Source organism: Pseudomonas sp. RGM2987 (assembly GCF_022952855.1).
Classification (GTDB): Bacteria; Pseudomonadota; Gammaproteobacteria; order Pseudomonadales; family Pseudomonadaceae; genus Aquipseudomonas.
In genome coordinates this window covers 23,940-43,925 of the sequence record NZ_JALJDX010000196.1, presented here as the reverse complement: position 1 = coordinate 43,925, position 19,986 = coordinate 23,940, and the positions used below count along the sequence as shown (strand labels likewise).

General features: G+C 62.4%; 16 protein-coding genes. 9 read left to right on the top strand and 7 right to left on the bottom strand.

The window, feature by feature from the left end:
- Positions 1-391 precede the first annotated feature (391 nt).
- Both RGM2987_RS14530 and RGM2987_RS14525 read right to left on the bottom strand, forming a co-directional pair.
- The gene (locus tag RGM2987_RS14530) at positions 392-733 is read right to left on the bottom strand and encodes a carboxymuconolactone decarboxylase family protein (RefSeq protein ID WP_245142290.1); all 342 of its coding nucleotides are present in this window, start codon (positions 731-733) and stop codon (positions 392-394) included.
- Between the two features lie 93 nt (positions 734-826).
- Positions 827-3,232 (bottom strand): penicillin acylase family protein, encoded by a 2,406-nt coding sequence (locus RGM2987_RS14525; RefSeq protein WP_245142288.1) that lies wholly within the window; start codon positions 3,230-3,232, stop codon positions 827-829.
- A gap of 644 nt (positions 3,233-3,876) precedes the next feature.
- On the opposite strand from RGM2987_RS14525, the gene serS reads away from it, so the two are divergent.
- Positions 3,877-5,172, top strand: a complete 1,296-nt coding sequence (serS, locus tag RGM2987_RS14520) for a serine--tRNA ligase (RefSeq protein ID WP_245142285.1) — start codon at positions 3,877-3,879, stop codon at positions 5,170-5,172.
- A 280-nt stretch (positions 5,173-5,452) separates the two neighbouring features.
- On the opposite strand, the gene RGM2987_RS14515 is transcribed toward serS, so the two are convergent.
- Both RGM2987_RS14515 and RGM2987_RS14510 read right to left on the bottom strand, forming a co-directional pair.
- A complete protein-coding gene (locus tag RGM2987_RS14515; RefSeq protein ID WP_245142282.1) occupies positions 5,453-7,567 on the bottom strand; it encodes a type III effector in 2,115 nt (704 codons plus the stop codon).
- Positions 7,568-7,578: 11 nt separating this feature from the next.
- The gene (locus tag RGM2987_RS14510) at positions 7,579-8,067 is read right to left on the bottom strand and encodes a CesT family type III secretion system chaperone (RefSeq protein ID WP_245142280.1); all 489 of its coding nucleotides are present in this window, start codon (positions 8,065-8,067) and stop codon (positions 7,579-7,581) included.
- Between the two features lie 167 nt (positions 8,068-8,234).
- Here RGM2987_RS14510 and RGM2987_RS14505 point away from each other — a divergent pair, with 167 nt between their 5' ends.
- Positions 8,235-9,359 carry a transglycosylase SLT domain-containing protein gene (locus RGM2987_RS14505; RefSeq protein WP_245142278.1) on the top strand — a complete coding sequence of 375 codons (1,125 nt, stop codon included), beginning with the start codon at positions 8,235-8,237 and terminating at the stop codon, positions 9,357-9,359.
- A gap of 33 nt (positions 9,360-9,392) precedes the next feature.
- Here the strand turns inward: RGM2987_RS14505 and RGM2987_RS14500 are convergent, their stop codons facing one another.
- Positions 9,393-10,550 (bottom strand): serine hydrolase domain-containing protein, encoded by a 1,158-nt coding sequence (locus RGM2987_RS14500; protein ID WP_245142276.1) that lies wholly within the window; start codon positions 10,548-10,550, stop codon positions 9,393-9,395.
- A gap of 144 nt (positions 10,551-10,694) precedes the next feature.
- Here RGM2987_RS14500 and RGM2987_RS14495 point away from each other — a divergent pair, with 144 nt between their 5' ends.
- Positions 10,695-11,924, top strand: coding sequence for a cytochrome P450 (locus RGM2987_RS14495; protein ID WP_245142274.1), 1,230 nt, complete (start codon positions 10,695-10,697; stop codon positions 11,922-11,924).
- Positions 11,925-12,002: 78 nt separating this feature from the next.
- On the opposite strand, the gene RGM2987_RS14490 is transcribed toward RGM2987_RS14495, so the two are convergent.
- Both RGM2987_RS14490 and RGM2987_RS14485 read right to left on the bottom strand, forming a co-directional pair.
- On the bottom strand, positions 12,003-12,593 hold the full coding sequence (locus tag RGM2987_RS14490; RefSeq protein WP_245142272.1) for a GNAT family N-acetyltransferase: 591 nt from the start codon (positions 12,591-12,593) through the stop codon (positions 12,003-12,005).
- Positions 12,590-13,126: an RNA polymerase sigma factor gene (locus RGM2987_RS14485; RefSeq protein WP_245142270.1), complete on the bottom strand. Its 537-nt coding sequence runs from the start codon at positions 13,124-13,126 to the stop codon at positions 12,590-12,592. The genes RGM2987_RS14490 and RGM2987_RS14485 overlap by 4 nt, the downstream gene beginning before the upstream one ends.
- Before the next feature lie 317 nt (positions 13,127-13,443).
- Between RGM2987_RS14485 and sctW the strand changes: the two genes are divergently transcribed.
- The 6 genes from sctW to RGM2987_RS14455 all read left to right on the top strand — a co-directional run bounded on the left by sctW (position 13,444) and on the right by RGM2987_RS14455 (position 19,985).
- A complete protein-coding gene (gene sctW, locus RGM2987_RS14480; RefSeq protein ID WP_245142267.1) occupies positions 13,444-14,571 on the top strand; it encodes a type III secretion system gatekeeper subunit SctW in 1,128 nt (375 codons plus the stop codon).
- The gene (gene sctV / locus RGM2987_RS14475; RefSeq protein WP_245142265.1) at positions 14,568-16,655 is read left to right on the top strand and encodes a type III secretion system export apparatus subunit SctV; all 2,088 of its coding nucleotides are present in this window, start codon (positions 14,568-14,570) and stop codon (positions 16,653-16,655) included. Before sctW ends, sctV begins: the two co-directional genes overlap by 4 nt.
- Positions 16,656-16,771: 116 nt before the next feature.
- Positions 16,772-17,665, top strand: a complete 894-nt coding sequence (locus RGM2987_RS14470; protein WP_245142263.1) for an FHA domain-containing protein — start codon at positions 16,772-16,774, stop codon at positions 17,663-17,665.
- The gene (locus RGM2987_RS14465) at positions 17,662-19,023 is read left to right on the top strand and encodes a FliI/YscN family ATPase (RefSeq protein ID WP_348529639.1); all 1,362 of its coding nucleotides are present in this window, start codon (positions 17,662-17,664) and stop codon (positions 19,021-19,023) included. Before RGM2987_RS14470 ends, RGM2987_RS14465 begins: the two co-directional genes overlap by 4 nt.
- The gene (locus RGM2987_RS14460; RefSeq protein WP_245142261.1) at positions 19,010-19,429 is read left to right on the top strand and encodes a hypothetical protein; all 420 of its coding nucleotides are present in this window, start codon (positions 19,010-19,012) and stop codon (positions 19,427-19,429) included. The genes RGM2987_RS14465 and RGM2987_RS14460 overlap by 14 nt, the downstream gene beginning before the upstream one ends.
- Complete coding sequence (locus RGM2987_RS14455) at positions 19,422-19,985, top strand: type III secretion protein (protein ID WP_245142259.1); 564 nt, start codon at positions 19,422-19,424, stop codon at positions 19,983-19,985. The genes RGM2987_RS14460 and RGM2987_RS14455 overlap by 8 nt, the downstream gene beginning before the upstream one ends.
- Position 19,986: the final 1 nt, after the last annotated feature.

Genomic DNA, 19,986 nt, shown 5'->3' with positions numbered 1-19,986 from the left:
GTGTCGTTCGCTGCACTGTGATCCACCCCGATCCACTGTGGGAGCGAGCCTGCTCGCGATAGCGATGTGACAGCCAACGAAGATGTTCAATGTCAGTCCGTCATCGCGAGCAGGCTCGCTCCCACAGGTTTTTGTGTCGTTCGCTGCACTGTGATCCACACCGATCCACTGTGGGAGCGAGCTTGCTCGCGATAGCGATGTGACAGCCAACGAAGATGTTCAATGTCAGTCCGTCATCGCGAGCAGGCTCGCTCCCACAGGTTTTTGTGTCGTTCGCTGCATTGTGATCCACCCCGATCCACTGTGGGAGCGAGCCTGCTCGCGATAGCGATGTGGCAGTCAATGAAGATGTCCAGGCCCTCGCAGATCTCAAGCGACGACAATCGCCAATTCATTTCTTCAACGCATCATGGGCCTCCAGCGCCCGCAGCGAGTAGATGTACGCCGCGCCCGCATTCAGCGAAACCGCTGTCGCCAGGGTGGCGGCAATTTCCTCGCGGGTAGCGCCGGCCTTGATGGCCGCGTCGGTGTGCACGCCGATGCAGCCGTCGCAGCGGGTGGTGATGGCCACGGCGATGGAAATCAGCTCGCGGGTCTTGGCGTCGAGCACGTTGTTTTCAGCGGCGGCTTCATCCAGGGCCATGTAGGCCTTGACCATTTTCGAGTTGCTTTTGCCCAGCGCGCCGAAGGCGCTCTTGATGGTGGGCAGCAGTTCGGACCAATTGTTGAACATCGCATTGACTCCTGTAATGAGGGGCAGGGCATGGGGCCCTTGTAGTCTTGACCATCAGCGACGATCAAGCGGTTTTCACGACGAAATGCAGGGTTACTGCGTCCTGGCCGGCAGCAGCTTCAGGGTCCCGTGGGTATTGGCGGTCACTTCTTCCTCGGCCAGGTGCGCCTGGTGATACACGCCCTCGATATACGCTTCGGCCTGATCCTCGTAATGCTTGTCGAACGGCACGCCACTCTGGCCGACGGGGTTGATGGTGACGCTGTGGGTCGGGTCGGCGAAGTCGATGATGCGCCGGGTGGACGGACCATAGGTCACCGGCCAGGGCGCCGGGCCAATTTTTGCCGACAGATTATTGGGCACCTCATGGGTACCCGGTGCGGCAAACGGGCCGACGTTGAAAATCCGGTCCAGCGGTTTCTGCATGCCCAGCGGATGGCCGTGGGTCAGGGTGTGGGCCTTGCCCCATTGCCATTGCGCGGCATCGTCACCGAAGGTCGTCTTCAGGTGCGCCAGGCTCTTGTTCCAGGCGGTTGCCACGATGTCGGCACGGGTCTCGGTGCCCAGCGTCGATCGGTCGTCCCACCACGGCGAGTCCTTGGCGGCCGCCAAACGTGGAAGGGCGGCGTCGATCACCCGGGTCGACAGCGCTGTGTCGAAAAATCCGTCGCCCAGTTCATCATGCAGGGCGGCGTCGGCGAGGTTGAACAGGAACTGGTTGAACAGCGTGGCGCTGATGGAATCCACCGGGTAATCACCCGGCCATTGGGCCAGTTGCTCGACCCATTTGCGCTCCTGCGGGTCGCTGACCACCTCACGCAGCACCGGCAACAACGGTGCGAGTAACCGAGGGCCGTAGGCGGTCGTGGTGCCCAGTTGCAGTTTGCGGGTGGTCTCGATGTCCCACTTCGCTTGTTTGTCGCCCAGCAGCAGGTTCAGTTGTTGACCGCGATCGGCGAGGTTGTAGTACCCGGGGATCTCGATGTCGCTGGCTGCCACCGGTTGGAAGTTCGCCGAGATGATGTAGCCCCGGGCCGGGTTCTCTTCCTGCGGGTTGCTGCTGAATGGATAGAAACCCTCTTTGTCCGCCTCCGGGCTGCTGCCATCGAGAATGAAACCGGGCTTCACGCCCGCCGGCCGCTTGGGCAGTTGCGCGGCGGCCCACCAACCAATGTCGCCCTTGGCATTGGCCCACACGACGTTGAGTCCGGGGGAGTGGATCCTGGATGAAGCGCCACGAGCCTTGACGAGTGTGTCTGCGCGATTGAGCTGGTAGAACGCTTCGAGGATCGGGTTGCGGCTTTCCAGGAAGCCCCACCACATGGCGACCGGGGTCTTGCCGGCGTTCGCCCCGAGGGCATCGTTGACGATCGGGCCATGGGGTGACTGGCGCAGCACCAGTGTCACCGGCGCCTGACCCTTGACCGCGATCTGCTGTTCGCTGCGGGTCATGTCCACCCACTGGCCGCGATACCAGACCTGTTCGGGGTTGTCCGGGTTGACCTTCTCGGCGATCAAGTCCAGGTCGTCATTCTGGAACATGGTGATGCTCCAGCCGAAATCCTTGTTCATGCCCAGCGTCGCAAAGGGCAGCAGCGCCTGGTAATGCCCGTAGAGTTCGAAACCGGGTGCCGACAGGTGTGCCTCGTACCACACCGAGGGCGCCGAAAAGCGGATGTGCGGATCGCCCGCCAGCAACGGCTTGCCGCTGTGGGTGCGACTGCCGGAGACCGCCCAGGCATTGCTGCCTTCGAACTGCGGCAGGCCATGCTCGACCAGGGCCTGCTCGCTCAGGCGGGCCAGGGCGTTGAGATCTTTCCAGTCGTGTGCGGCCAGCGGCAGGCTGCTCTTGGACTTCTCGGCCAGCGCCCCCTGGGGTTGCCAATCAAGGTCGAAGATGTCCAGGTAGTTGGCGCCCAGTTGATCGCGCACATAGGTCAGCAGCGGTTCGGTGCGAAAGGCCGCGGCGAAACTGTAGGCCATGTAGCCGGTGATGCTCACGGTGTCCTCGGCGGTGAACGGGCGCTTGGGAATGCCCAGCACGTCGAACTCCAGTGGCCGGGTGTGGCTGTCCTGGTAGGCATTGATGCCGTCCAGGTACGCCTGCATCGCAATCCAGGCCGGGGATTGCGGGTCCTGCTCTGTCACATAGGTCGCGGCCCGCTCGCGCATCCGCAGGCTGCGCATCAGCTTGTCGGTATCGAGCAGTTTCGGCCCCAGCACCTCAGCCAGCTCGCCACGGGCGAGGCGCCGCATGATCTCCATCTGGAACAGCCGGTCCTGGGCATGGACATAGCCAAGGGCGCGGTACATATCGGTTTCGTTCTCGGCGCGGATATGCGGCACGCCGCGCTCGTCATAACGCACCGTGACCGTGCCGTGCAGCCCTGCCAGTTGCACCGTGCCCTGGCGGGTCGGTTGCTTGCTGTAGAGGTAGCCGCCCGCGACGATGACGGCGGTGACGACCAGTGACAGGAAGGCGATGAGGGCGCGTTTCATAAAAATCCGTTTTTCCTGAGTGCCGGAGGGTATGGAGTAAACAGTGTAGGGCATTGATCTAACAGAAGTAATAGTCCTTATGCGCAATAAGAGTCCTACCAAATTATTTTTGGTGTAAGACGCATCCTTCAAGTTTATGGGAATTGCACTACAAGAATGTTATTGCTGTGCTTTGCGGGGGTGGACTATAAAAGATGTATGGCGGTCATATGTTTTATTCAGTGTGCTGAGTAATGCATAGGGGCACTCGGATTATGCCCGCCTAAATAGCTGTAGTAATTTTCCTACAAATACATTTTTGGCGGTGATTTTCGGTGAAGACTATTTTGCTATGTGGCAATGGTTTGAGTGGCGAGGTGATCGCTACAATCAAAAGCTGGAACTATAAAGTTGCCTTGATATCAGAATTTCCCTTTGATTTTGGGACGGCGGATGCTGATTACTATATAGGCTAATATCCCTACAGTGATCTTCGGTGCGGGTTCGTTGGAGGATGCACACTCATCTAATGAGCGAATAGAGTTAGAACAGATGCGCATTGGTATGAAAGCATTGTCACTTTTTTTAATGGGTTCCTAATACTAGCCCCATTTCCCTCTTCGCAATTTGTTTGCGGCGATATATGGGAGCGGCAGGAGATTAGAATGATAGATGTAAAAAAATTACTGGAAAACGTCGAGGGCATGAGCGTCAACTTGCAGGCAAGGGGGATAAATTTCGATTTGAACCGATTTATTTGCTTATATGAAAATGTAAAGTCGAAAAAACAGAAATTAGAGGATCTGCAGCGTAGGTTAAACACGATCTCCAAGAAGGTAAAAGAGGACCCTCTGAAAAATGGTTCGCAGTTAGCGTTATCCGAAGCCTCGTCTTTAAAGGCAGATATTTTAGATGCTAAGGATCACTACAATTCTACCCAGCAGCAATTTACTTTGCTTTCGCGGCAACTGCCAAATTGGACATCTCCCGATGTGCCAGTGGGAAGAAATGATGTGGATAATTTAATACTTCGTACGAACGGGAAGATTCCTGAATTTAACTTTTTTCCCAAGGACCATGTTCAGCTTGGAAAGGAACTTGGCTTGATAGATTTTGATTCGGGTGCAAAAGTTTCAGGCTCGAAATTTTATTTTCTAAAGAATCACGCGGTATTTATACAGCATGCCCTTAAGTCGTTTATTTTTAATAAGGCGTTGAAAGCAGGATTTACGCCTTTGCAAACGCCAGATATTGCTTATAATCATATACTGGAAGGGGTTGGGTTTGCTCCAAGAGGAGACGAAAGTAATACTTATGAACTTGATGGGCTTGATAAGAGCCTTATCGCTACGGCTGAAATATGCGTTGGAGGTATGCACGCAGGGGAAGTTATAGATGGATCTAGCCTCCCTTTGATGTATGTTGCAGAAAGTCATTGTTTCAGGCGGGAAGCTGGCGCTTCCGGCAGGTCAAGCAAGGGCCTTTATAGAGTCCATCAGTTTGACAAGGTGGAACTCTTTGTAATATGCAGGCCGGAAGATGGAGAAAAATATCATGAATTAATACTTGCCTTGCAAGAAGAAATTTATAGTGAGCTGGAGATTCCTTATAAAGTTGTTGTAAATTGCACCGGCGATTTAGGTGCGCCCGCTTTTAAGAAGTATGACATTGAAGCTTGGATGCCCGGCAAGGGCGTTGCGGGGGAATATGGTGAAATTACCTCGGCTAGCAACTGCACCGACTACCAGTCCCGGCGATTAGACATAAAATACAAAGATCCTGCTACAAAAAATAATAGCTATGTTTATACGTTGAACGGAACTGCTTCTGCGCTTGGCAGAACGATGGTGGCTATTTTGGAAAATTATCAGAGGAAGGATGGTTCGGTAGAAATACCTGAGGCTTTGAAGCGCTATCTTGAATTTGACAGGATTGCTCTGCCGTTCGCCGAGCATAAGTAATCAGGCAAGATGAAAAGAACCTACTATTGCGATGGGTAGTACAACAATTGTCACTCGAATGTTGACCATGGCAAACCAACATTCGGGTGACAGCGGTCCATCGTCTATCGCAAGGCTATCGTTGATTGCGACAGCGATCACGTCTGCCATCGTCGAAGGGCAAGGGATGTAAGTCGGCGTGTGTCAGGAGGGCCGGCCGCAGGAGCGCCTGCGGCCGGTGATGGGAGGGAAATTCCAGCCGGTGATCGTTAAGCCATCGAAGGGTGGCCCGACGGCTTCATCAGCTTGGCCGGGTGGTCGGTGTCGGTTCGTTGGACGGTCCGCCCTGGGGGCGCGCTTCGCCTCGTTCGGCCAGCTCCATCGTGTCGCCAGCCGCCGTACCCTCAGGTCGTGTCCCCAGGCTCTTGACCCACTCGGTACCCAGGTTGAGCCCGGCGACCGTGGCTTGCGGAAGCAGCTGGGAAGCACCACGCGTGCCGTGATAGACGTTCTCGCCTGCGCGCCTCCAACCGGGGGGCTGGGTATGGGGCAGGCTGTCCCGATTTGTATTCGTGAGGTTCTGCCATGGAACGTTGGCGCGTGCGGTCAGGTCGTCCTTGCCGTCGTTCAACGCTTTATTTTCCAGCGGTGCCGCTACGCTGTTGGCGAAGAACGGAAGCAGGGTCAGGCCCGAGGAGAAGAAGGTCGTGATGATCTGCTGCATTTTTTCCCGGGTCTCGGCATCTTCGCCTGGCGCGGCGGCGTCTCCTACTGCGGTGCGCATGACAATACCAGCTCCGACGCCAAAGATTCGGTTCACATAGTCACTGATATTGGTCATGTTGGTCGGCAGCACTTTGCTTGATTCGGCCAATGCCTTGGGCAAGAGCTCTTTCCATTCGCGCGTTTCGTTTTTGACCCGATAGGTCGGGATTTTCTCGTCACCGTGGGTTTGAGAGTATTTGAACACGGCCTGGCCGCCGGCCATGAGCGTGCCGCCGACAGCGGACGCCAGGCTGCGGGCGCCGATGCCCGAAGCGTTCACGATGGTAAATTGGTTCAGAACTTCTCGTACCGCATGAGCCGCACCGAACGCGATGTAACCGGTGAAGTCGCCGCTGATGGTGCCAAAGTTATTGGCATTTTGTTTAAGCAGGAAATCGGTACGCTTGTCTTCCTGCGTCTTGTCGAGCGCCGCGCGGTCAGGATTGGCGACCCGCCGCCCATTCACCGTCACCTCTTGCAGGGCCTTGGGGTACACCGCCAGCGGATCGACCTTCTCCAGGCCACTGCCGATGGTTTTATCGACGATGGTCTGGATGATGGGGCGGGCGCTGTCGCTGACCACTTTATGGGCGGCCCCCAGGACGGCCGAGGTACCCGCGGCGTGGGCTGCGAGGTGCGTACCGTCGAGCTTGTCGTCGATTGCCGCGGTGCTGGCACCGAAGTGAGCCGAGGAGGCGAAGCCTTGCGGGATGCCCGCATCGGCAAATACCGCCAGGCCCGTCCGGAATCCACTGTGGGTCTTGAGGTCAGCGACATAGTCCTGGCGACCGACATTCTTGAGTGCTGTGTCCAGCACTTCGTTTTTCTTCGTCGCCGTCGTCAGTTCGCTGGGCTTGTCGTCCTCCTTGTCCGCTAACTCTTCAAACTCCACCTGAACCTTGATCAGTTGGTTCAGTTCAGAGGCCGCCTGGTCTCGTTCGGGCTGGGAAAGGCTCTCGTTGTTCATCGCACCGCGCGCGTGCTCGATGCGGCTTTCCATAAAGGTATTCAAGCGATCGGGCAGCTCTTGCGTCATGGCTTGCATGACGCCTTTGGCATAACCGCGGAAGGCATCGTGGCTGCTTTGCAGATTCGTACGTTCATCCCCTTCCGGGGTGCCTTCGATGGCCTCCTGGCACAGCGAGTGATAGGCGCCGAGGGTATCGCCCACTCGCCCGCAGTGTTTGTCCCAGACGGCTTTGAAACCGCCGCCTTCCTTGCGGTCTTTCTCACTCATGCCCAGGTATTCGTTGAAGTCTTTGACGAACTCGGCGGTTTCTTCCTGGCCCGACAGCATTGGGTGAGGGGTGCCGCCCAGTTCGACCAGTTGCTTCTGTACGTCCTGATAGCTTGCTTCTGGCGCAAAGCCCAAGACTTTACCTTCCAGGCTCATATGCTCACGGGCGTAGCCGAGGGGGTCGCTGTCGGGGCTTTTCTTGCCAAGGTTGTTGACCAGTACGGTCAGGCGCTGCTGCCGGGTCCTGAGGGTCTGCTGGGTGGCGTCGGTCGGCTTTCCTTCGAAGTGATAAGGCACCAGCGGCGTGGTGGAGGGGCGGACCTGCTCGGACAGGCTGTTTCTGATCGGCGTGATCCGATCGTCCTGGGCCAACGCCGCCGAGCTTGTGCTTCGTCCTACGGATAGATCTGGCATGTCGTGCTCTCCTAGATTGACAGGGCGTTGTTGAGCCCGGTGCTACGGGGGGTGGGTTTGCGCTGGGGCGGCTTGGCGGCGTCGTTCGGGCTGGCGCCGTCGAAGAAGTAACCCTCTCGCCAGATCAGCGCCATGTCGGCGATGCCACCCATGAGCCCCAGCAGGTGTTCGGCAGTGAGGTTTTCCAGCGGCACGTGACCGATCAGGATGACCAGCTCGCTGTCGCGGTTGTAAGACAGGGACGGGCAGAACGGCCCGCTCAGCAGGTAGAGGTTGGTTTCCAGCAACCGTTGCAGGACGGCTTCGCGATTCGCCGTGGGCAGCGCTCCGAAGCTGGCGTAGATGAACACGTCGCCTTCGCCCACGCTGGGGGTGTGTTTCAGGGAAAAGTCGACCTCCTTGACCGACAGGTTCGCCTGTTCGTAGAACGCGGACGGGGTGGGGATCATCGTGAGGGCGCAAAGCTGATCGATCAGCTTGCAATAGGTGGGTGACGCCATGATTGACCTCGCATTGTCATCCAGGCGCGACGAGCGCCTGCTGCCCCTCGTGAGTGACACCGGCGGCATTTCGGTTCCACGGGTGTTGTTGTCATGCCGCCCGGGTGGGAACCGCCGCGCAGGGATCGGCCACCCACTGGCGCCACCTCATTCAAGGTTGACCGCCCATGTCCCGTTCACTTTCCCGTTTGCCGGCCCTTCGCTTCGTCCCCAGGGGTTTGTCCCTGTTGGCCATGGGGTCCTTGCTGTACGGGTGCCAGCACCTCGAGCCGCAGCTGACCATCGGTGACCCGTTCGCCAACGAACCCTATCGGTCGCAGCTGCGCTGGCGTACGCCGGCGCCCACGGACACGATCGTGCAGATCGACGAACTGTCCGCCCAGGGCGATGGCAGCCTGTGGGCACGCATGCGCCAGGGCTTTTCGTTGCAGGACAAGACCCGCGGCGTAGCACGCATTGACGAGCAGCGTCGCTGGCTGATGGAGCGCCCGGCGTTTCTCACCCAGACCGGGCGCGCCGGCAGTCGCTACCTGCATTTCATCGTCGGCGAGTTGAACAAGCGCAACATGCCGCTGGAACTGGCCCTGCTGCCGGCCATCGAGAGCGGCTTCAACCCGAACGCGCAATCGCCCGCCCAAGCCATGGGTCTCTGGCAATTCGTCCCGGCCACGGGGCGCCGTTATCAGTTGCAGCAGCGGGCCGACTATGACGAGCGCCGGGACATTCCAGCCTCTACCCGTGCTGCGCTGGATTACCTGTCCTACCTGCATGACTACTTCGACGGTGACTGGCTGTTGGCGCTGGCCGCCTACAATGCCGGGGAAGGGCGCGTGCGCGACGCCATCACACGTAACCGGGCCCGCGGCCTGGCGACCAATTACTGGAATCTGTCGCTGCCCGGCGAGACCCAGAACTACGTGCCGCGGCTGTTGGCACTGTCGCAGTTGGTCAACACGCCTGCCGACTATGGCGTCGATTTGGTGCCCATCGCCGACCAGCCTTACTTCCAGATGCTCGCCCTGGCGCAGCCGGTGGACCTGGCACACCTGGCGGTGCTATCCGGTGTGCATGAGCGAGAACTGCGCATGCTCAATCCGGCCGGACGAGGCCGGGCCACTGGGCGCTTGCTGATGCCAATGGCGGCCTCGCGCCGTTTGAGCGCGCAGCCGGACCTGATCGCCAGGGCGGCGCAGCCCCGTGCTACGGGCAGCGAAGAGCAACGGGTCGCCGCGCCCGATACCGGCCCGGTTGGGACGCAGGTCGCCGAGGCCAGCGTGCCGCCAGGGGCGTGAACTTACGCTCGCCCCATGTCCGGGGCGAGCCAGCTACAGGCAGCCTGTCGCAACATTGGCCAGGTGCCGCCCGCGCGGGTCCATCAGCACGTAGGAGCCGATTGTGTTGCACGCGAAGCCGAACGAGACGCCGCGCTCCGGGTCGGCAAAACCGACGGTGCCGCCGGCGCCCATATGGCCGAACGCCTCGGTGCCCATGCCATAGCTGCCGTTTGCCACGTTCGGCTGGTCGAGCATGACGCCCAGGCCAAAACGGGCCGGCGTATGGAGCGTCGGGTCATACTCGGCGCTGTGTTCACGCAACATTTCATTGAGCAGCGGCGACTCCAGCAAGCGTCCGTCGAGCAGGCCCGCGTAGAACGTCGCCAGGCTGCGCGCATTGCCGTGCCCATTAGCGGCCGGTTGGGTCATGCGCTTCCACCCGGGTTCGTTGCTGCGCCCCAGCACCATCGGCGGGTTGGCGAAGGCCAGGGAACTCATGGCCGTCGGCTCGGTGAGCACATCCTGCAGCACCCGCCCGAAGGCTTCGTCGTCGATCTCTTCCTTGGTCCGTGCCATGTAGGCGCAGCGTGCCATGGTCGCGTCGTCCAGGCCCAGGTGAAAGTCCAGCCCCAGTGGCGCGGCCACCCGGCGACAAATGCTCTGGGCGGGAGGCAGGCCGTCTACCCGGCGCAGCAGTTCACCCAGGATCCAGCCGAACAGCAAGGGCGAATAGGTCTGCCGTTCGCCGGCGCCGGCCCAGGGCTGTTCCCCGGCAATCAGTTGCGCCATGGTGTCCCAGTCGTACAGGGTTTGCGGCGCCAGCGGCGTGCGCAGTGCTGGTAGACCGGCGCGGTGGCACAACACCTGGCGCAGGGTGGTCGAAGCCTTGCCGGCGTCGGCGAAGGCCGGCCAGTGCTGGCAGAGCGGCGCGTCCAGCTCCAGGCGGCCTTCGCCCACCAGTTGCATGATCGCCACGGCCGTGAAGGGCTTGGTGCAGGAGAACAGGTTGAGCAGGGTGTCGTGTTGCCAAGGGTGGTCCGGTTCGGGTCCGGCCTGACCGGCCCAGAGATCGATGACGGTGTCGCCGTCGACCTGCATGCACAGGGCGGCGCCCCGTTCGAAAGGGCTTTGCATCAATTGGATAAAGGCCGCCCTGACCGGTTCGAAACGAGGGTCGCAATGGCCATGGACTACGGGTGCACGCATCATGTCAGCTCCAGAAAAGGGGGAAGGACCCTCCTGAGTGAGCGCGGCAAAGCAAACGGTTCAGCGGTTTGCCCAAGGTCCTGGCGATGGACCTTTTTTGCGCACCGGGCCACTCAGGGTCAACGATCCTGTCTCTGGAGCTTGCCCATGGCGTACGAGCGTACCTTCCATTTCAACAGCGCCGATTTCAACAGTGATGACTTTCGCAGCGCGGCTTATCGGCACTATGCGGCGCTGCGCGAGGTCGCGCCGGTGTTCCTCAGCCAGCCGCAAGGGCAGTTGCCGATCTGGTATGTCACCGGGGCCCGGGAAGTCGAGACGGTGCTGCTGGACAGCGAGCGCTTTGCCCGTGACCCGGCCCGGATCAGTCCACAGTTCGCGGCCATGATGGGCGGCGAGCAGTCCATCGCGTTTCTCAACGACCACATGCTCAACCGCGACGGCGAGCACCATCGCCGCTTGCGTCGGCTGGTGAACAAGGCGTTCACGCTCAAGGCGGTCAATGCCATGCGCCCGCGCATCGAGCAGATCGCCGAGACGTTGCTGGACCAGGCCGGACCGGGCGGGCACATGGACGTGGTGAGCCAGTACGCGTTTCCCTTGTCGATCATCGTCATTGCCGAACTGCTCGGCGTCCCCGCCCGGGATCGGGACGACTTCCGCCGCTGGTCCCACATGATCGTCCAGCAGGTCGGGCACGACTTGAGCGAGTTGCAACGCTGCTACGGTGAGTTCGCGGCCTACATGCTGGCCTTGATCGACCAGCGTCGGGCGCAGCCGACCGACGATTTGGTGTCCGCGCTGGTGCAGGTCGAGGAGGAGGGCTCCGTGCTCAGCCGCAGCGAGCTGTGCAGCATGATCGCGCTGCTGATCATCGCCGGGCATGAAACAGCGGCGTCGATGATCGGCAATGCGGTGTACTTGCTCGTGCAGCATCCCCAGGCACTGATGCAACTGCGCGACGAGCCGGGGCTGATGCCCAACGCCGTCGAGGAATTGCTGCGCTATGACTCGTCGGTGGAGCGGGCCATGGTCCGCTTCGTGACCCAGGACACCGAGTTGGCCGGGCAACGCTTGCAGCGCGGCCAGTTGTTGCTGGCGGTGGTGGGCTCGGCCAATCGTGACCCAGCACTGTGTGCCGATCCTGAGACCCTGGACATCACTCGCCCGGCCTGCCCGCACCTGTCGTTCGGCAAAGGCACCCACCATTGCCTGGGCGCCTCGCTGGCCCGGCAGGAATTGGAAATCGCGCTGAACACCTTGCTCAGGCGCTGCCCGGGGCTGCAACTGGCGGTCGCACCCGAGGCCGTGCGCTGGCGCTATGTCCCCAACTTCAGGGGGCCGGAAACCTTGCCGGTGCGCTGGTCGGTGGACTGACGAACATAGGTTGGTGGGGCTCGCCCTACTACCTGGCTGGGCGAGCCCTGAAGTTACGCCAGCAGCTTACGCCAGCAGCTACGCCAGCATTGCGGGCGCCTCCTGCGTGTGCGCGGTGACGGGCGCCGAAACGTCCGGTGTCAGATGCAACCCGTAGAGGACCACATCGGCGCGCGTGTCGGCGAACCGGGCGATGCCCGGAAACCGCCCCCATTGCGTCGCGCCCAGGCCTTGCACGCCGCGTTTGCTGGCCTCGTTATGCTCGATGATCCAGGCCACCAGCGTCTCGAAGCCATAGCGCCTGGCCAACACCACGGCGGCCTGGCCGAGGCGAATCCCTACGCCGCTGCCCACATGGTCGTTGCGCACGTAGATCGACACCTCCCCGGTCAAGCGGCAGGCCTGGGCGCCCCAACTGAAGCGGTTGACGATCAGCCAGGCGACGACTTCGCCCCCACGTTCCAGCACATAGATCGGGTCGCCCTCCTTGACGAAGCAGTCGACGAAGAAAGTCATTTCCTTCAGGGAAAACGCTCTGAGCACGGGGGAGCTGGTGCCCCCCAGAGCGCTTTCGTTGAAGATAGCGGTCATCACCGGCAGATCGTCGGGCGTGTAGCGACGTACCCCGTGGGGCAGGTCGACGCGGCTGTTCAAGCGATTGGCGGTCATGAGCGGGCTTCTCCATAGACGCTGCGCTTGAGTTGCTCGCGGGCGCGGAACAGGCGTGAGCGCACGGTACCGATGGGCACCCCCAGCCGCTCGGCGGCGTCGCGGTAGCTGCTCTCGGTATCCACGGCGGTCCACAGGGTCTCGCGCATGTCCTTGGGCAGCGCATCCATGGCCGACAGCGTGCGGTCCAGTAGCCGACGGTTGTCGCACTGCTCGCTGAGGTCGACCTCGTCACCGGATTCGTGGAACTCGCTCTCATCGAACGTGCTCAGCGGCGGCTGCGCGTAGTAGCGGCGGAAATGGTTGCGGATCAGGTTCAGGGCGATGCCGCACAGCCAAGTGTCCGGCTTGGCCAGCCCTTTGAATTTCTCCTGGTTACGCCAGGCCTCCAGATACGTGAGCTGGATGATGTCGTCGGCGTCGTCCTGGTTGAGCACACGCTTTTGTACGAACAGACGCAGTTTGCGCTCCTCGCCAAAGGCAAGGCCTGGCGAGGAGGTTTTCGGGGGTGACACGAGGTTCAGACTGCTCATCGATGAATCCCTCTGAATAGGTGCATTGCGTCGATCGATGTCGACAACCCCTATCAGCAGGACCTGTGCCAAACCAATTTTTTGATCTATTTATTTGAAAAATAAGGTTTTTTTAATTAGAGCTATGGCTCTATCTGTGCAGCGCCATGCACAGCCCGCCCGAGTGCCACTGCAATAATTTGCACCGCTGGGCCCGGTGAAAAAGCGCGATGCCGCGGCCCCCTGGATCTGTCGAAAAATGCCAGTGATGAGGGATGGAACCGAACTGCAAAACGCTGCCACCCATTGAGCGTCCGAAACCACGGCTCATGGTCATCATGAAAGTAGAAGCACCGACAAACATGCGCATTGCCGTCAATCTTGCCCAGGCCGCTTCGGCGGTGGTGGGCCTGGGCAAGCCTGTCGAAACGCAACAGGCCGTGCAGTCCAGTTCGATGGAGGAGGTCGGCATGACCTTCAGCCATCATGTAGAGCGCAACACCAAGGCCTTGAGCCAGCGGCGCATCCGCAACGCTCGCAGCGAAGTGGGCCAGACGCGAGTCGAGACGCGTGAGCAATTGGAAGAGTGGTACGACCAGCTCGGTCATCCCGGCAAGCAAAGCCTGAGTGCAATGGCGGCGCAGGCCGGGACCCTGCTCTACGGCGAGCCGGTGCTCGAAGACGTGGTGCAAGCCACCGGTGGGGACCCGGCCCGTACCGAGCTGATCCTGCAAGAAGTGGTGCGCGAGGCCGAGGCGCAAGGCCGGCAGGTCGAAGCCAGGCGTGCCCGCGATTACCTGCAATTGTTGCGCGAACAATATGGCGCGCAGATCCAGGCCGGCATGAACATCGCCGAGGCGTTGCGCGCGGCGGGCGGCGACCCGCAGCTGCGCCAGGCGGTGCGCCGGCTCTACTACGACACGGTGGTGCTCAAGCAGTCCCTGCCGACCATGATGCAAGCGCTGCTCGGCCTGTTCGGCGAAAGCGCGTTCGTGTCGGGGCTGGACATGATGCGCCGGGCCCTGGCGGATGACATTGCCGCGCAGACCCCTTCGAGCCCTACCGCCAAGCTGCGTGCATTGCTGATCGGCCTGGCCGCCTCGACCCAGCTCGGCAGTGTGCTGCACAGCTGTCGGCAACTGCTGGAGCAACTGGCGGGCAGTTGCCCGGCCAGCCAACTGACCGCAGTGTTGTTGCTCCAGCGCATGCTCGCAGTGGCGGCCAGTGGCTTGTCGGCGGCCGAGGTACGGCGTCTTGGACGCGAACTCGGCGGCGATCAGGAGCGCGATCAACTGGTTTCCCTGAACGGTTTGTATTCGATGCTCAAGCGTCTGCCGCTGGCGCTCTGGCGCGACGGCAAGAGTCGCCAGAGCGCGTTGAAGAATCTGCTGGTGCTGCTGGATGAGCGTTCCCGCGACGAGGTTCGCGGGCAGACCGCCGCACCGGTAGTGGGAGCGCAGGCATGATCGCCCTGTTGAACAAAGTCGCCAGCGGCGCGGTGCGGCGCATTGAAGTGGCCGGGGCGTTCGTGGTGCTGGGCATCGTGTTCATGCTGATCCTGCCGCTGCCGACCCCGGTGGTCGATGCGCTGATCGCGGTCAACATCTGCATCTCCTGCCTGCTGATCGTGCTCTCGCTGTACCTGCCACGGCCGTTGGCGTTCTCCTCGTTCCCGGCGGTGCTGCTGCTGACCACGCTGTTCCGGCTGGCGCTGTCGGTGGCGACCACCCGGCTGATCCTGCTCCAGGGCGATGCCGGGCATATCGTCCAGGCGTTCGGCAACTTTGTGGTCGGTGGAAACCTGGCGGTCGGGTTGGTCATCTTCCTGATCCTGACGGTCGTCAATTTCCTGGTGATCACCAAGGGCTCCGAGCGTGTCGCCGAGGTGGCCGCACGCTTCACCCTGGACGCGCTGCCGGGCAAGCAGATGTCCATCGACAGCGATCTGCGCGCCAACCTGATCGATGTCAGCGAAGCCCGTCGCCGACGCGAAGAACTGAACAAGGAAAGCCAACTGTTCGGGGCGATGGACGGGGCGATGAAGTTCGTCAAGGGCGACGCCATCGCCGGCCTGGTGATTGTCGTGATCAACCTCATCGGCGGCTTCTCGGTGGGCATGATGCAGCACGACATGGGCGCCTCCGAATCGATGCACCTGTATTCCGTGCTGACCATCGGCGACGGCCTCATCGCGCAAATTCCTGCACTGCTGATTTCCCTCACCGCCGGCATGATCATTACCCGGGTGTCGCCGGAAGGGCAGCCGGCCGGGAGCAGCGTCGGCAAGGAAATCGCCAGCCAGTTGACCGCCGAACCGAAGGCCTGGGTGATCGCCTCGGTGGGGATGCTGGGCTTCGCCGCACTGCCCGGCATGCCGACGCTGGTGTTCATTGTCATTGCCCTGATCACCGGCAGCGCCGGGATCGTCCAGCTGTATGCCCGCGCAAGGCAGGCGCGTCAGGGCGAGCAGGCGCCGCAGGTGTTGTCCCCCGAGCAGAACGGTGCAGAAGACTTGCGCAGCTTCGACCCGACCCGCGCCTATCTCTTGCAGTTCTCCAAGGCCATGCAAGGCAACCCGACCACCGAAGAAGCCATCCAGGCGATCCGCAAGAAGCGCAACGGGCTGGTGGCCGGATTTGGCCTGACGTTGCCACCTTTTGAAATCGAATACAGCGCGTTACTGGAGGACGACGAATGTCGTTTCTGCGTGCATGAGGTTCCGATGTTGCGTGCGACCTTCTGCGAACGTGTGGCCGTGGCGCGCGGGCCGCTGCCTTTTGAACCGCGCGAAGCACAGGTCGGCAGTGAGGTGCGGGACGAGCAGCAGTGGCTGTGGTTGATGCCCGACGACCCGCTGCTGGCGGACGAGCGCGTGGAGGCAGTGTCCGCCAGCGAACTGCTGGTGGAGCGGATGAGCCGCGCCATGTTCGCTACCGGCCCGCAGTTCCTTGGCCTGCAGGAAAGCAAGTCGATCCTCAGCTGGCTCGAAGCGGGCCAGCCGGAGCTCGTGCAGGAGTTGCAGCGGACCATGCCGTTGGCGCGTTTCGCCGCAGTGTTGCAACGCCTGGCCGGGGAAGGGGTTCCGTTGCGCGCGGTGCGCCTGATCGCCGAGTCGCTGATCGAGCACGGGCAGCACGAACGGGACGTCGGCGCCCTGACCGACTACGCACGCATCGCCCTGAAGTCGCAGATCTATCACCAGTACCGCGACGCCGAGGGCTTGCACGCCTGGCTGCTGACCCCGGAAACCGAAACGCTGTTGCGCGATGCGCTGCGCCAGACCCAGACCGAAACTTTTTTTGCCCTGGAAAGCGGGCACACCCGGGCGCTGGTCTTGCAGTTGCGCGAAGGCTTTCCGTTGCGTGCCAAACGCGTGGCCGTGCTGTTGGTGGCCCAGGACCTGCGCGCACCGCTGCGCGACCTGTTGCGCGACGAGTTCAACCACGTGCCGGTGCTCGCCTACAGCGAGTTGCACAGCAATGCCCAGGTCAACGTGCTGGGCCGCTTCGACCTGGAGCAGGAACAACTGCAGGTGGAGGATGCCGCCTGACCGCTGCCGGCTCCGACAGCGTCGCGGGGGAATTGCACATAACAAGAGTGGGAGCCTTCGGGTGTTCCGCTGATAACAGGTGAGGGCGAACGATGTCGCCCCTTGAGGAGTTGGCCATGTTCGAGCTGCGGGTATTGAGTGGTCTGCACCGGGGTGCGGCCTTGCCGTTGGTGGGCGATGAATGGGTCGTCGGGGCGGCGGAGGATGCTGACCTGGCGCTTTACGATCCAGGTATCTGCGCCCGGCACGTACGCCTGGGCCGGGAGCAGGAGCAGTGGCGGCTGGAACTGCTGGAAGGCACGGTGTGCGATGCACAAGGCCAACCCTGGACGCCAACGCAACCGTTGCCGGTCAATGCCCCTTTCGTCGTCGCCGGCATCTGGCTGTGCCTCGCGTCGGCCGATCAGCCGTGGCCGCAGGACCTCATGCCGGATAGCGCCACGCCTGCGGCAGGCGGCCCGGACAATCCGAAGTCGGCGGCCAGGCCATCGTGGCCCAGGCGCCTGGCTATCGCCGCCGCCGTGGTCACCGTGGCGTCCAGTGCCTGGGCCTTTACCAGCCAACCGGCGCAGCCCGTCGCGCCCGGCCCGGCCCAGGCGATCAAGCGCAGCAAGGTGACGCTGGACAACGTCGCGGCGGTGCGCCTGGAACTGGATCGCATGCTGCAAGAGCGCGAGCTGGCGGCGCAGGTGCAGGTCGAGGTCCGGGACGATCGTCTGGTGCTGGTGGGCGAGCTGCCGCGCCAACGGCTGGCGGTTGTCGAGCGCCTGGTCGAGCGTTTCAACGACCGCTATGAGACGCCGGTTCCGATCACCGCCAACGTGCGGGAACGCCTGACGCAGTTGCCGTTCCAGATTGCGCAGATTGTCGGCGGCAAGCGTGGCCACGTCGTCACGTCGGACGGCCGCCGGTTGTTTCTCGGCGACCAGATCGATGGCTTGCGCCTGACCGCCATCGGCAACGACAAAGTGACCTTCGAGGGTGACCAACGCTACGAGGTCACCTGGTGACGACCCATGCGGCGGCTGCACGCTTGCAGGCTTGGGAAACCGGACAGCGGGCGCGCTTGCAGCGGTTCGCGCCGGTCGCGGTGCGTGGGCGGGTGCAACGGGTCAACGGCATTCTGTTGCAATGCCGGCTGCCCGAGGCGCAGATCGGCGACCTGTGCCGGGTCGAGCGCGATGCCCGTGAGTCGCTGCTCGCCGAGATTGTCGGCTTCGACCAGCACGACGCCCTGCTCAGTGCGCTGGGCGGCCTGGAAGGCGTGCGCGTCGGCGCGGCGGTGGAGCCGTTGGGCATGCCGCACCGGGTGCAGGTGGGGCCGCACCTGTTGGGCCAGGTACTGGACGGGTTCGGTCGGCCACTGGTCGACGGTGGCGCCGGCGCGTTTGCCGATGCGTCCGTGCTGCACGCCTCGGTGGTCATTGGCGAAGCCCCCGCACCCACCGCCCGGCCACGCATCCAGCATGCCCTGACCACAGGCGTACGGGCCATCGACGGGCCACTGACCCTCGGCGAAGGCCAGCGCGTGGGCTTGTTTGCCGGCGCCGGCTGCGGCAAGACCACGTTGCTGGCGGAGATCGCCCGCAACGTCGATTGCGACGTGATCGTGTTCGGCCTGATTGGCGAGCGCGGACGCGAACTGCGCGAATTCCTCGATCATGAACTCGACGACGAGCTCAGGGCCCGTGCGGTGCTGGTATGCGCCACTTCCGACCGCTCCAGCATGGAGCGCGCCCGCGCGGCATTCACGGCGACGGCTCTGGCCGAGGGCTTTCGTGCCCAAGGCATGCGCGTCTTGCTGTTGATTGATTCACTGACCCGGTTTGCCCGGGCCCAGCGTGAAATCGGCCTCGCCGCTGGTGAGCCGTTGGGGCGTGGCGGCCTGCCGCCGTCGGTCTACAGCCTGTTGCCGCGCCTGGTAGAACGCGCCGGGCTGACCAACGACGGTGCCATCACCGCGTTGTACACCGTGCTGATCGAGCAGGACTCGATGAACGATCCGGTGGCCGACGAAGTGCGCTCGTTGCTCGACGGCCACATCGTCCTGTCGCGCAAACTGGCCGAGCGCGGGCACTACCCGGCTATCGACGTGTTGGCGAGCCTGTCGCGAACCCTGGCCAACGTGGCCGAGGCGGAGCACCTGCGGGCGGGCATCAACCTGCGTCGTTTGTTATCGGCCTATGAGCAGATCGAACTGATGCTGCGCCTTGGCGAGTACCAGGCCGGCGCCGACCCGCTGACCGACCTGGCCGTGGAGTCACGCGCGGCCCTGGACGGGTTCCTGCGCCAGGACTTGCGCGAGCCGGAGCCGTTGCCGTCGACCCTCGCTCACCTGCAACAGTTGACCGCCTATGTCCCAGGCTGACCTGGAGGCCCTGGCGCCGGTGCGTCGTCACCGCGAAGCCCAGGCCGAACGGGCGTGGCGCCAGGCCCGCGACCTGCTGCGCGAACGTGAAGCCGAAGTCGCGGCAGCGCGGGCGCAATTGCAGGCGGCCAGTGAGCGCCAGGCGACACAGCGCGCAGTGTTGTGCGACGAACACCGTGGTCGGGCGCTCAGTGTGGTCGAGCTGAATGCCTGGAGCACCCAGGAACGCCGCCTGATGGGCGAGCTGGCCGAGCAAGCCCAGGACTTGCAGGCACTGGACGCGGCCCAGGCCCGCCAGGCACAGGACACCGAAGCGGCACAGCAGCGCCTGCGCGGGCGTCGCCGCGACCTGGAAAAGCTCAAGGCATTGATGGAGCGCCTGACGCAGGAGTCTTGCGATGAATGAACGTCCCGTACGCCACGACCCGTTACCTCGGCACGAGCCGCCGAGTCCATTGGTTCGCCACCCGCTGCGTGGGTACGAACCACCACCGGCCCAGGCGAGCCGGACGACACGCTCAATGCTGCGCGATTGCACGCCCGGCACCGATCGCGATCCCGAGGCCATGATCGGTCGCAGCGACGGCTACTGGTTCCGCCAATGGGTCGATGCGCCGGAGGGCGGCTTGCAGCAGGACACCGCCGGAGCCGGCTCACTGTCGGCCCTGCTGGGCCTGGAGGGCAGTGATGTGGAGGCGTTTGTCGATCAGCTCACGCCGCGCTTGTGTGCCACTCAGGACCGGCAACTGGACCTGTTGCTGCACCTGCCGCACCTGGGAAGGATCAAGGTGCTGGCACGGCGGCTGGAGAGCGGTCCCGGTTGGGACATCGGCCTGAGTGGCGAAAGCGATGAGGTGCAGGCGCGCTTGTCGAGCCGAAGCGGCCACCTTGAAGACGCCTTGACGCAGAGCCTGGGACAACCGGTCAGCGTGCACGTGGCACGCGTAGAGGAGGACGACTGAC